9 protein-coding genes are annotated in these 12,769 nt (G+C 59.1%); 6 read left to right on the plus strand and 3 right to left on the minus strand.

Annotated features, from left to right (window positions below; translation table 11 throughout):
• Positions 1–30 precede the first annotated feature (30 nt).
• Positions 31–1,374 carry a flagellar hook protein FlgE gene (gene flgE, locus ACI514_RS02990; protein ID WP_160059076.1) on the plus strand — a complete coding sequence of 448 codons (1,344 nt, stop codon included), beginning with the start codon at positions 31–33 and terminating at the stop codon, positions 1,372–1,374.
• 412 nt (positions 1,375–1,786) lie between these two features.
• Here the strand turns inward: flgE and ACI514_RS02995 are convergent, their stop codons facing one another.
• A complete protein-coding gene (locus tag ACI514_RS02995; RefSeq protein ID WP_405123062.1) occupies positions 1,787–4,681 on the minus strand; it encodes a ribonucleoside-diphosphate reductase subunit alpha in 2,895 nt (964 codons plus the stop codon).
• A gap of 874 nt (positions 4,682–5,555) precedes the next feature.
• Here ACI514_RS02995 and ACI514_RS03000 point away from each other — a divergent pair.
• Positions 5,556–6,278, plus strand: a complete 723-nt coding sequence (locus ACI514_RS03000) for a response regulator (protein WP_160059074.1) — start codon at positions 5,556–5,558, stop codon at positions 6,276–6,278.
• Positions 6,275–7,885, plus strand: a complete 1,611-nt coding sequence (locus tag ACI514_RS03005; protein WP_077574134.1) for an ATP-binding protein — start codon at positions 6,275–6,277, stop codon at positions 7,883–7,885. The genes ACI514_RS03000 and ACI514_RS03005 overlap by 4 nt, the downstream gene beginning before the upstream one ends.
• 117 nt (positions 7,886–8,002) lie before the next feature.
• On the opposite strand, the gene ACI514_RS03010 is transcribed toward ACI514_RS03005, so the two are convergent.
• Entirely contained in the window at positions 8,003–8,728 is a 726-nt protein-coding gene (locus ACI514_RS03010) for a 4'-phosphopantetheinyl transferase (RefSeq protein ID WP_160059072.1), read from the minus strand.
• A 150-nt stretch (positions 8,729–8,878) separates the two neighbouring features.
• Entirely contained in the window at positions 8,879–9,670 is a 792-nt protein-coding gene (locus ACI514_RS03015) for a dienelactone hydrolase family protein (protein WP_160059071.1), read from the minus strand.
• Between the two features lie 144 nt (positions 9,671–9,814).
• Between ACI514_RS03015 and ACI514_RS03020 the strand changes: the two genes are divergently transcribed.
• The 3 genes from ACI514_RS03020 (at position 9,815) to ACI514_RS03030 (ending at position 12,592) form a co-directional block, all read left to right on the plus strand.
• Positions 9,815–10,420: a hypothetical protein gene (locus tag ACI514_RS03020; protein WP_160059070.1), complete on the plus strand. Its 606-nt coding sequence runs from the start codon at positions 9,815–9,817 to the stop codon at positions 10,418–10,420.
• 151 nt (positions 10,421–10,571) lie between these two features.
• Positions 10,572–11,249: a response regulator transcription factor gene (locus ACI514_RS03025; RefSeq protein WP_016987432.1), complete on the plus strand. Its 678-nt coding sequence runs from the start codon at positions 10,572–10,574 to the stop codon at positions 11,247–11,249.
• Entirely contained in the window at positions 11,246–12,592 is a 1,347-nt protein-coding gene (locus ACI514_RS03030) for an ATP-binding protein (protein ID WP_150795128.1), read from the plus strand. Before ACI514_RS03025 ends, ACI514_RS03030 begins: the two co-directional genes overlap by 4 nt.
• Positions 12,593–12,769: the final 177 nt, after the last annotated feature.

Genomic DNA, 12,769 nt, shown 5'->3' on the forward strand with positions numbered 1-12,769 from the left:
AGCCGACTAACCGGCACAAAGGAGTGGAATATGTCTTTCAATATCGGCCTTAGCGGTCTCTATGCAGCCAACAAACAACTGGACGTGACCGGCAACAACATCGCCAACGTCGCGACCGCCGGTTTCAAATCGTCCCGTGCAGAATTCGAAGACGTCTACTCGGCCACTCGCCTGGGCAGCGGCAGCAAAGTGATCGGCAACGGCGTGCGCCTGGCCAACGTTTCCCAGCAGTTCACCCAGGGTGACATCAACAACACCGGTAACGTGCTGGACATGGGCATCAACGGTTCGGGCTTCTTCACCATGAGCAACAACGGCTCGGTGTCCTACACCCGTGCCGGTACGTTCAAGGTCGACAACGCCGGTTACATCACCAACACCGACTACACCTCGCGCCTGCAGGGTTACGGTGTGGACGCCAACGGCAAGATCATCAACGGCGTGTTGACCGATCTGAAAATCGACACTTCGAACCTGGCGCCGAAATCGACTTCGTTGGTGACGTCGAGCATCAACTTGAACTCGACTGCGCCGGTGATCAACGACACAGTGGCGGCCGGCAAGTTTGATCCGACCAAACTCGAGACTTACACCAAGTCGTTCAGCACGCCGATCTATGACACGCAGGGCAACTCTCACGTCATGGATCAGTATATGGTGAAGACCGGCGAAAACACCTGGAAGGTCTACACTCTGGTTGATGGCCGAAACCCGGATGCGACCGGTAGCAATCCAAACGATCCGCTTACGCCTCCGGTTGCTTCGACACTCACCTTCGACAGTTCTGGCAACCTGTTGCAGGTCAGCACGCCTAGCACATTACCAGCTCCGGCGCCGAACCCGATCATCAGCAGCGACTTGAAGCTGACGACCTGGAAGCCGGGCACTGTGACCAACGGTACCTTTACGCCTAACGGTGCGGCTGCCAACCCGGCCGGTATTACCATTTCGATGGCCAAGACCACTCAGTACAACGCTGACACCGCGCGTTCGATTCCGACTCAGGACGGTTACGCCACTGGCCAGATCACCAACCTGACCATCGACGGCACCGGTACGCTGTTCGCCAACTTCAGCAACAACCAGAGCAAGGCCATCGGCCAGGTTGCGCTCGCCAGCTTCACCAACGAACAAGGCCTGCAGGCTATCGGTGGCACCAGCTGGAAAGAGACTTTTGCTTCGGGTATCCCGGGCTACGACGCACCGGAAACCGGTACTTTGGGTTCGATTGCTTCGAACTCTCTGGAAGAGTCCAACGTTAACCTGACTAACGAACTGGTAGACCTGATCAAGGGCCAGAGCAACTATCAGGCGAACGCCAAGACCATCTCCACTCAGAGCACGATTATGCAGACCATTATTCAGATGACCTGATTGCGGTTTGTGGTAGTTTTTTGGGCCCCTCGTTTTGAGGGGCTTTTTTTTTGGCCTTGGCGGCCTGTGGGTTCGCTCCGGGACTGATCCGGGCGCAGCGTCTACGGTTTGCTTCGCTGCACCTTGGGATTTGTGGTGTAGCTACCCCTCATCGGAACGCCGCCCGCCCAGCCCTCTCCCGAGGGAGAGGGGGCCGATTTGTGTTGGCTTTGAAATCGCATACGACTCGGTATTCAGCGTCGCCGTATCTCTCACATCCACGCAGTCAGTTCCCTCTCCCTCCGGGAGAGGGCCAGGGTGAGGGGCTTTTGATGTTGCCCCAAAAGAAAACCCCCGACAAACCAGAAGTCTGTCGGGGGGTTCTTTTGCCAGGAGAGTATCAGGCGTCTCGCAACGCCTGATTCAGCTCAGCTTATTGGCAAGCTTCGCAATCCGGCTCGTCGATGGCGCAAGCCTTTGGCACTGGAGCAGGACCGGCAGGAGCCGCCAGAACCGAATCGTCGCCGTGGTTGCCACCGCTGGAAACAGCGTTCAGCTTGCCGGTGTTGATGGTCGACTTCTCGGTGCTGGTCGCGGCCAGGGCGCGGAGGTAGTAAGTGGTTTTCAGACCACGGTACCAGGCCATGCGGTAGGTCACGTCGAGCTTCTTGCCCGATGCGCCGGCGATGTACAGGTTCAGCGACTGGGCCTGGTCGATCCACTTCTGACGACGGCTGGCGGCGTCAACGATCCACTTGGTGTCCACTTCGAACGCGGTCGCGTAGAGCTCTTTGAGTTCTTGCGGGATGCGCTCGATCTGCTGAACCGAACCGTCGTAGTACTTCAGGTCGTTGATCATGACCGAGTCCCACAGACCGCGAGCCTTGAGGTCGCGAACCAGGTACGGGTTGATCACGGTGAATTCGCCCGACAGGTTCGATTTCACATACAGGTTCTGGTAGGTCGGTTCGATCGACTGCGATACGCCGGTGATGTTGGCGATGGTCGCGGTCGGTGCGATGGCCATGATGTTGGAGTTACGAATACCTTTCTGAACACGGGCGCGAACCGGTGCCCAGTCAAGGGTTTCGTTCAGGTCGACATCGATGTACTTCTGGCCACGTTGCTCGATCAGGATCTGTTGCGAATCCAGCGGCAGGATGCCTTTGGACCACAGCGAACCCTGGAACGTCTCGTACGCGCCGCGCTCGTCAGCCAGGTCGCAGGACGCCTGGATCGCGTAGTAGCTGACGGCTTCCATCGACTTGTCGGCGAACTCGACGGCAGCGTCGGAACCGTAAGGAATGTGCTGCAGGTACAAAGCGTCCTGGAAGCCCATGATGCCCAGACCGACCGGACGGTGCTTGAAGTTGGAGTTCTTCGCTTGTGGCACCGAGTAGTAGTTGATGTCGATAACGTTATCGAGCATGCGCACGGCGGTGTTCACGGTGCGTTCCAGCTTGGCGGTGTCCAGCTTGCCGTTGACGATGTGGTTCGGCAGGTTGATCGAGCCCAGGTTGCAAACGGCGATCTCGTCCTTGTTGGTGTTCAAGGTGATCTCGGTGCACAGGTTCGAGCTGTGAACCACGCCGACGTGCTGCTGCGGGCTGCGCAGGTTGCACGGGTCTTTGAAGGTCAGCCAAGGGTGGCCGGTTTCAAACAGCATGGAGAGCATTTTGCGCCACAGGTCTTTGGCCTGGATGGTCTTGAACAGTTTGACCTTGCCTGGGTATTCGGTCAGGGCTTCGTAGTACTCGTAGCGCTCTTCGAAGGCTTTACCGGTCAGGTCGTGCAGATCCGGCACTTCGGATGGCGAGAACAGGGTCCACTTGCCGTCGTCGAAGACACGCTTCATGAACAGGTCAGGGATCCAGTTGGCTGTGTTCATGTCGTGGGTACGACGACGATCATCACCGGTGTTCTTGCGCAGTTCGATGAACTCTTCGATGTCCATGTGCCAGGTTTCCAGGTAGGCACAGACAGCGCCTTTGCGCTTGCCACCCTGGTTAACGGCTACCGCGGTGTCGTTCACCACTTTGAGGAACGGAACCACGCCTTGCGACTTGCCGTTGGTGCCTTTGATGTACGAACCCAGTGCACGCACCGGCGTCCAGTCGTTGCCCAGACCGCCAGCGAATTTCGACAACATGGCGTTGTCGTGGATCGCGTGGTAGATGCCCGACAGGTCATCCGGCACGGTGGTCAGGTAGCAGCTCGACAGCTGTGGACGCAGGGTACCGGCGTTGAACAGGGTCGGGGTCGACGACATGTAGTCGAAGGACGACAGCAGGTTGTAGAACTCGATCGCACGGTCTTCTTTCTGCTTCTCTTCGATCGCCAGGCCCATGGCCACGCGCATGAAGAAGATCTGCGGCAGTTCGAAACGAATACCATCCTTGTGGATGAAGTAACGGTCGTACAGGGTTTGCAGGCCCAGGTAGGTGAATTGCTGATCGCGCTCGTGGTTTATCGCCTTGCCCAGTTTTTCCAGGTCGAAGGTGGCCAGCACAGGGTTCAGCAGTTCGAACTCGATACCTTTGGCGATGTAGGCCGGCAATGCCTTGGCGTACAGGTCGACCATTTCGTGGTGAGTAGCGCTTTCGGCCACACCGAGGAAACCCAGGCCTTCGGCACGCAGGGTGTCCATCAGCAGGCGGGCGGTCACGAACGAGTAGTTCGGCTCACGCTCAACCAGCGTACGAGCGGTCATCACCAGGGCAGTGTTGACGTCGGTCAGGGCCACGCCGTCGTAGAGGTTTTTCAGGGTTTCGCGCTGGATCAGGTCGCCGTCGACTTCTTCCAGGCCTTCGCAGGCTTCGGTGACGATGGTGTTCAGGCGACCCATGTCCAGCGGCGCCAGGCTGCCGTCAGCACGGGTGATACGGATCGACGGGTGAGCGTTGACCGCTTCTTCGGCCGGGGCGTGGGCAGCGCGCTCTTTCGAACGACCGTCACGGTAGATCACGTAGTCGCGCGCGACTTTCTGCTCACCGGCACGCATCAGGGCCAGTTCGACCTGGTCCTGGATTTCTTCGATGTGGATGGTGCCACCCGACGGCATGCGACGCTTGAAGGTCGCGGTGACCTGTTCGGTCAGGCGCGCAACAGTGTCGTGGATTCGCGACGAAGCGGCAGCGGTGCCGCCTTCAACTGCGAGGAACGCTTTGGTGATAGCGACGGTGATCTTGTCATCGGTGTAAGGAACGACAGTGCCATTGCGCTTGATCACGCGCAGTTGACCAGGCGCGGTGGCTGCCAGATCCGAATTCGAATCAGCGGCCTGCGGCAAGGTGCCCTGCGGGTTCTCGCGAGTTGTGTCGGTTTGCATGGGGGGTGGTCTCCACATTCTCTATGTTTGTTTGGCACCGTCATGGTGCTCACCGTTCTGTACCGAAGCACTGCAACCGACAAGCGTCGGCGTAACAACTTCGGGACAGTAGGAAAAAGGCTTGTAGCGCCGCATCCTTGCCGAAGTTTTCGGCGCCGAGCCAAGGCTCGAGCCAAACACCTTCCAGGGTGACAGTAATGACTGCAACACCCGTACCGTTCCGGTCATTTCGGACCTAAAAAACGGTGCCATCCGCAAGTGCGGTTTGGGCTTTGAAAAACTTGCTTGGTTCAACCGGAAACTGGCAATAAAGCACTTGAGTTTCAGGCCCTAAATGTGGTTGGGCGTTTGAGCGGAAAACCCCATATGTAGGGTCTCTCTCCGCGCCGTGCTACAAGATAATGCGTTTTGAGGGGTGTTGCAACGTACTACCTGTGGATAAACCTGTGCGTAAATTGTGTAAGAAACAAGGAATTCCCGTGTAGGCCGCGGACCTGCTGAGCTAGACCGTTTGTCACCGTTTTATCCTCGGGAAAAACGCTTCAGCGGATTTTTAAGGGCGCGAACCCTATCACAAAAAACTGCCGTCTCCGAACGCATTTACCGACTTGTGTTCTGGCTGTACGCCGTTTATACAATCGGCCCATGCACAGACATTCTTATCCTCCTGAAACATGACAAAAGGACGGGAGAATCACGCTAAATATCGCGTACCCCTGTAGGAGCTGCCGAAGGCTGCGATCTTTTGATCCTGATCTTGAAAAGCAAGATCAAAAGATCGCAGCCTCGTTTCACTCGACAGCTCCTACAGGGGATTGTGTGTCTGGGCAATCGCCTTCCTTTTATCAATAACAATAGAAAGCAGAGGTCACCGGTGGAGCAACAAGCCTGGCAGGTATTGATCGTCGAGGATGACCAGCGACTGGCCGAACTGACGCGCGATTACCTGCAAGCCAATGGACTGCGCGTGGACATCGAAGGCAACGGTGCGCTGGCGGCGGCACGGATCATCAAGGAGCAGCCGGATCTGGTGATCCTTGACCTGATGCTGCCCGGCGAAGATGGCCTGAGCATTTGCCGTAAGGTGCGCAATCATTTCGATGGGCCGATTCTGATGCTCACCGCGCGCACCGACGATGCCGATCAGATCCAGGGGCTCGACCTCGGTGCCGACGATTACGTGTGCAAACCGGTGCGCCCGCGTCTGTTGCTGGCGCGCATTCAAGCGTTGCTGCGACGTAGCGACACACCTGAACCGGTCGCCGAAAAATCCCGTCGTCTGCAATTTGGTCCGTTGGTGGTCGACGACGCCTTGCGCGAGGCGTGGCTGAGTGACAATGGCATCGAACTGACCAGCGCCGAGTTCGATCTGTTATGGCTACTGGTGTCAAACGCCGGGCGCATTCTGTCCCGCGAAGAAATCTTCACCGCCCTGCGCGGCATCGGCTACGACGGTCAGGACCGCTCGATTGATGTGCGCATTTCGCGCATTCGCCCGAAAATCGGTGATGACCCCGACCATCCACGCCTGATCAAGACCATTCGTAGCAAAGGCTACCTGTTCGTCCCTGAAGCCTGCGTAGATCTGCCGCTGTGAACTCGATCTTCCTGCGCATCTACGGCGGCATGTGCGCAGCGATCATTCTGGTGGCGGTGCTCGGCGTGCTGGCGCTGAACCTGCTCAATCAGGTGCGCAGCGAGCAATACCGCGAACGTCTGGCCCACGGCACGTTCTCGCTGATGGCCGGCAACCTGCAGCCGATGAACGAAACCGAGCGCCATCGTGCGCTGCTGGTGTGGGAGCGTTTACTGGGGATTCCGCTGGCGCTGAAGAAATTTGCCGAAACCGACCTTGATCTGACCCAGCGCACCCGCGTGCAGCGTGGTCAGGCGCTGGTCGAGCAGACCGGACCGCACGCGGCGAAGGTCTATCGAATGGTCAGCGACAAAGAACAGTTGGTGCTGGTGGGGGAAGTGCAGCAAATCAGCGAGCAACTGGCCCGCGCGACCATTTACCTGCTCGCCGATGAACTGGTGCGCGTGCCGGTTGGCGAGCAGCCCAAACGTCTCGCGCAGATAAAGGAAGAGAAGGGTTTCGGTTTCGATCTGCGCCTGGTCACGGTGAATGACGCCGACATGGACGAAGACCAGAGCCGCCGCGTGGCCGAAGGCGACACGGTGATGGCGCTGGGCAAGGGCGGCGATTCGATTCGCGTGTTTGCCGGCATGGTCGGCACGCCGTGGGTGCTGGAGATCGGCCCGCTGTATCAGATGAACCCGTACCCGCCGGAATGGCTGGTGCTGATTGCGGCACTTGGTCTGAGCCTGATCGGTCTCATCGTTTATCTGTTGGTGCGTCAGCTCGAACGCCGTTTGCGCGGCCTTGAAGCGGCGGCCACGCGGATTGCCAAGGGCAGCCTGGAAACCCGTGTGCCGGCGCGCGGTGCCGACTCGGTGGGGCGTCTGGCGTCGGCGTTCAACGGCATGGCCGAGCACTTGCAACAGTTGCTGGCGATTCAGCGCGAACTGGTGCGCGCGGTGTCCCATGAATTGCGCACGCCGGTGGCGCGCCTGCGTTTCGGTCTGGAAATGATCGGCTCGGCGACCACGCCGCAAGCACTGGAGAAGTACCGCGAAGGCATGGATCACGACATCGAAGACCTCGATAAGCTGGTCGATGAGATGCTCACCTATGCTCGGCTGGAGCAGGGCTCGCCGGCGCTGACCTTCCAGCGCATCGATCTGGATGCGCTGGTCAATCAGGTGATTGAAGAGCTGGCGCCGTTACGCGCCGAGGTCACCGTGCAGCGGGGATTGTGCCTGTCTGCTGCTGATAACGATGATGCCTGGGTGGAAGCTGAGCCACGTTATCTGCATCGAGCGCTGCAGAATCTGGTAAGCAACGCGATGCGCCATGCACGTTCGAACGTGACGGTGAGTTATCAGGTCGGGCAATTGCGCTGTCGCGTCGACGTCGAGGATGACGGCCCGGGTGTACCGGAGGTCGCGTGGGAGCGGATTTTCACGCCGTTTCTACGTCTCGATGACAGCCGTACGCGGGCGTCGGGCGGGCATGGTTTGGGGCTGTCGATTGTGCGGCGGATCATTCACTGGCATGACGGCCGGGCGATCATTGGCAAGAGCAAGAGTCTGGGCGGGGCTTGTTTTAGCCTGAGTTGGCCGAGGAATCAGGAACGCCGGTAATTCTTGTGGTGGCCGCGATGCCGCCTTCGCGAGCAAGCTCGCTCCCACAGGGGAATGCATTTCAAAATGTGGGAGCGAGCCTGCTCGCGAAGAGGCCTGAACAGGCGCTGAAAGATTTCAGGCCTGAATGCTGACCAGACTCAACAACTGCCCATCCCGCACCCCGAACTGCGCCTCCAGTTCAGTACCGTTGCGCCATTCAGCGGACAAGTCCGTCAACAAGCGCAACCGGACTTCACCGGCTTCAGTCCACTCCAGCACTTCAGCGTGCTCGAAATAAAAGCGCTGCTGCACAATCGGGTACAGCGCCTTGAACAAACTCTCTTTCACCGAAAAGGTCAGCGTCACCCACAAGGCCAACTGATCGCGCGAGGCGGACGTCATGCGTTGCATTTCAGGTGGCGTCAGAATCTCCCCGGCCAGGCGCTCGGCACGTTCGGTGTTGAGCAGGTTTTCCAGATCCATGCCCAAACCGCGCCAATGCCTTTTGTTGGCGACAATCGCTGCCGCACGACCGGTGCTGTGGGTGATCGAGCCGCAGATATGCGCGGGCCATATCGGCGCGCGGTCTTCACCAATCGCTGGCACAACACTGCTGCCTTCCAGTTGCTCCAACGCCGCCCGGGCGCAAATTCGCCCGGCTAGAAACTCAGCCTGACGCTTGGCTACCGAACGTTGAATGCTCGGCGGCGCGACGACGGCACTGCGTTGAAAGTCATCGCCAAGCAGTCGGGCCGGGTCGAAATGGGTGCTAAGCAGCACGGTGTCGGCCAATACCGTCGGCAACGGCCAATGGCTGTCGAGCGCGGTGCAGCAGGCGGGAAGGGTAGGGGGGAGATTCATGGCGGGCATTTTGCCGGTTAGTCGAGACAAGGTCGAGATCGGCGGTGAAGCTTTCGCGAGCAGGCTCGCTCCCACAGGGGATCTACTGGGCGGCATAGATCCAGTGTGGGAGCGAGCCTGCTCGCGAAGGCCGCGCCGCGGTGTCGCTGATCAGCTAAAGATTTTCTGCAAGAACGCTTTCATGTCCGCCCAGGATTTTTCATCCGCGGCCTTGTTGTACCCGATGTCCGGGCCACCGTGCTCGCCATGGCTCAGGCGATCGGCATCCGGATTGGTGAAGCCATGCTTGGCGCCATCCAGACTGACAAATTTATAGTCAGCCCCGGCCTTGTCCATTTCTGCCTTGAACGCCGTGACGTTATCCGCCGTAACCATGCTGTCCAGCGCGCCGTGCTCGACCAGAATCTTCGCTTTCACACTGCCAAGCGTTGCCGGGGTCTTGGTCGCCAGCGCACCGTGGAAACTCACCACGCCCGCCAATGGCTCACCTTGCCGCGCGGCGTTGAGCACCACGCCACCGCCGAAGCAGTAACCGATGGCGGCGATTTTGTTGGCGTCGGTCTGCGGCTGTTTCTTCAGCAAGTTCAGCCCGGCCTCGAAGCGCTTGCTGGAAGCCGCCGCATCCTGGGTCGCCGCCTGCATGAACGCCATCGCATCTTTCGGGTGCTCGGTGTTCTTGCCTTCGCCGTACATATCAATGGCCAGGGCGCTGTAGCCGAGCCCGGCGAGATCGCGCGCGCGGCGCTTGGCGTAATCGTTCAGCCCCCACCATTCGTGCACAACGACGACGCCCGGACGCTTGCCTTTGATGGCGTCGTCGTAGGCGTAGTAGCCGATCAGTTTCGTGCCGTCGGCGCTCTGATAGGGGATTTCTTCAGTCTTGATCGCAGCCTGAGCAAGGCTGCTGACAGCCAGCAAGGTAAGGGCGAGGAACAGGCGCATGGTCGGGTCTCCTGACAGTAAAAGGTCAAAACAGCCTAGTTCATTTGGTTCAGGTCAGGTTCAGAGACGGTTCAGGGGCGGTACAGGGGGAGGTCAGTAACCTTGCGCCATACCCAAACAGCAACTGTGAAAGAGGAAATACCCATGACTCGTTTTAACAAACTGCTGCTGGCATTTACCCTGTTAGGCTCCAGCATCGCGGCCCAGGCCGACGACACCAGCAACTTTGCCGGCCTGACGTTCGGTCAGACCAGCAACAAGATCGACAAGTCCCACGCACTGAACAACAACCTCGACCACCCGAACGCCACCGGCGCGATCGACGGCAACAACACCTACGGCGTTCGCCTCGGTCAGCAAAACAGCCAGGGTCGCTACTACGCCACCTACGACAACGTGTCGGGCTCGCACAATGGCATTAAACTGCGTCAGGAAAATCTGCTGGGCAGCTACGATCTGTTCTATCCGGTGGGCGGCAGCACCAAGCTGTTTGGCGGTGCCACGGCTGGTTTGACCAAGCTGACTCAGGATTCGCCAGGCTACAGCCGCGACAGTGACATCGGTTACGCCGTCGGCGGCCAGTTCGGTGTGTTGCAGCAAGTCTCGCAAAACACCTCGGTCGAACTCGGTTACCGTTACCTGATGAGCAACGCCAGCACCGAGATGAAAGAGAGCGGTGGCAGCAAGCAAGGTTCGCTGGATTTGAACAGCAGCGCGCAGACTTACCTGTCGGCTAACTACAATTTCTAAGGAGTTGCCAGCAGGTTCAATGTGGGAGCGAGCCTGCTCGCGAAAGCGGTGAATCAGTCGATCAATTTATCGACTGACACACAGCCTTCGCGAGCAGGCTCGCTCCCACAGGTGTGTTTTTGGAGATTCTGGATTTACCCGGGAGAGCGTTATGAAACTGTTGGTCGTCGAAGATGAAGCGCTGTTGCGCCATCACCTGCAAACCCGCCTGACGGAAAGTGGTCACGTGGTCGAATCCGTGGCCAATGCCGAAGAGGCGTTGTACCAGACCGGACAGTTCAACTTTGACTTGGCGGTGATCGATCTCGGCCTGCCGGGCATGGGCGGTCTCGACCTGATTCGCCAGTTGCGCGCGGGCGGCAAAACCTTCCCGATCCTGATCCTCACCGCGCGCGGCAACTGGCAGGACAAGGTCGAAGGTCTCGCCGCCGGCGCCGACGATTACGTGGTCAAGCCGTTCCAGTTCGAAGAACTCGACGCGCGTCTGAATGCCTTGCTGCGCCGCTCCAGCGGTTTCACTCAGTCGACCATCGTCGCCGGGCCGCTGCTGCTCGACCTCAATCGCAAACAGGCGACCCTCGACGAGCAACCGCTGGCGCTGACCGCCTACGAGTACCGCATCCTCGAATACCTCATGCGCCACCATCAACAAGTAGTGCCCAAGGATCGCTTGATGGAGCAGCTCTACCCGGATGACGACGAGCGCGATCCGAATGTCATCGAAGTGCTGGTCGGCCGTCTGCGCCGCAAACTCGAAGGCCCGGCCGGGTTCAAGCCGATCGACACCGTGCGTGGCCTCGGTTACTTGTTCAATGAGCGCTGCACTTGATTCGTTCCCTTCGCGTTCGCTTGATGCTCGCCGCCACCACGTTGGCGGTGTTGTTCATGCTCGCCTTGCTCCCGGCCATGCAAGGCGCGTTCAGCCTCGCGTTGCAGGACTCGATCGAGCAGCGCCTGGCCTCCGATGTCACCACGCTGATCTCTGCCGCGCGCATCGAAAACGGGCGGCTGGTGATGCCCAATCAGTTGCCGGACGAGCGCTTCAACCTCACCGACTTCCGTTTGCTCGGCTACATCTACGATCGCGAAGGGCACCTGGTGTGGCGCTCGAAAGCCACCCAGGAAGAGCAGATCAACTACAAACCGCGTTATGACGGACTCGGTAACGAGTTCGCGCGGATCCGCGAAAGCAATGGTCAGGAATTCTTCGTCTATGACGTTGAAGTCAAACTGCTCGGCGGCAAAAGCGCGGCGTTCAGCATTGTTGCCCTGCAACCGGTGCGCGAGTACGAAACCACCCTCGAAGGCCTGCGCGAGAATCTCTATCTGGGCTTCGGTGCAGCGTTGCTGGTGCTGCTGGCACTGCTATGGATCGGCCTGACCTGGGGTCTCAAAGCCTTACGCCGGCTCAGTCAGGAACTCGACGAAATCGAAGGCGGCACCCGTGAAAGCCTCACCGAGCAGCATCCGCGCGAGTTGCTGCGCCTGACCGGCTCGCTCAACCGCTTGCTGCACAGCGAACGGCAGCAACGTAGTCGTTATCGCGATTCCCTCGATGATTTGGCGCACAGCCTGAAAACGCCATTGGCAGTGTTGCAGGGCGTCAGTGAAGACATGGCCCAGCGTCCGGAAGAACGCGATCAGGCGTGGGTGCTGCAAAGCCAGATCGAACGCATGAGCCAGCAGATCAGCTATCAACTGCAACGGGCCAGCTTGCGTAAAAGCGGACTGGTGCGACACCAGGTGCGCTTGCAACCGGTGCTCAAAAGCCTTTGCGACACGCTGGACAAGGTGTATCGCGACAAGCATGTGCGCGTGGCATTTGATTTGCCCGAGCATTGTTATGTGCCGATCGAGCAGGGCGCGCTGCTGGAAATGATGGGCAACTTGCTGGAGAACGCCTATCGACTGTGTCTGGGCGAAGTGCGCATCAGCGTGCGCGAGACCCTCGCCGGAATCGAACTGTGCGTCGAAGATGACGGCCCGGGCGTGCCGCCGGATCAGCGTGCGCGGATTCTGGAGCGTGGTGAACGACTGGATGCTCAGCATCCGGGGCAGGGGATCGGGTTGGCGGTGGTCAAGGACATTATTGAAAGCTACAACGCCAAACTGGCGCTGGGCGACTCGCCGATGGGCGGGGCGGCGTTCAGGATTCATTTTCCTGCGGTGTGATCGGGATTGCCGTCACCCCAGCCCTCCCGAAACGTCGGACCGCCCAGAGGGAGAGGGGGCCGACCGAGGTGTCTGGCGTTTTACATCGACCTGAAATAGCCAGTCGATTTTGGATTCAGTAGAGAACGTTCAGGTCGGCGTACATCTTGAGCATCCCCCAATCAGTCCCCTCTCCCT

Source organism: Pseudomonas sp. M20 (assembly GCF_045037865.1).
GTDB lineage: Bacteria > Pseudomonadota > Gammaproteobacteria > Pseudomonadales > Pseudomonadaceae > Aquipseudomonas.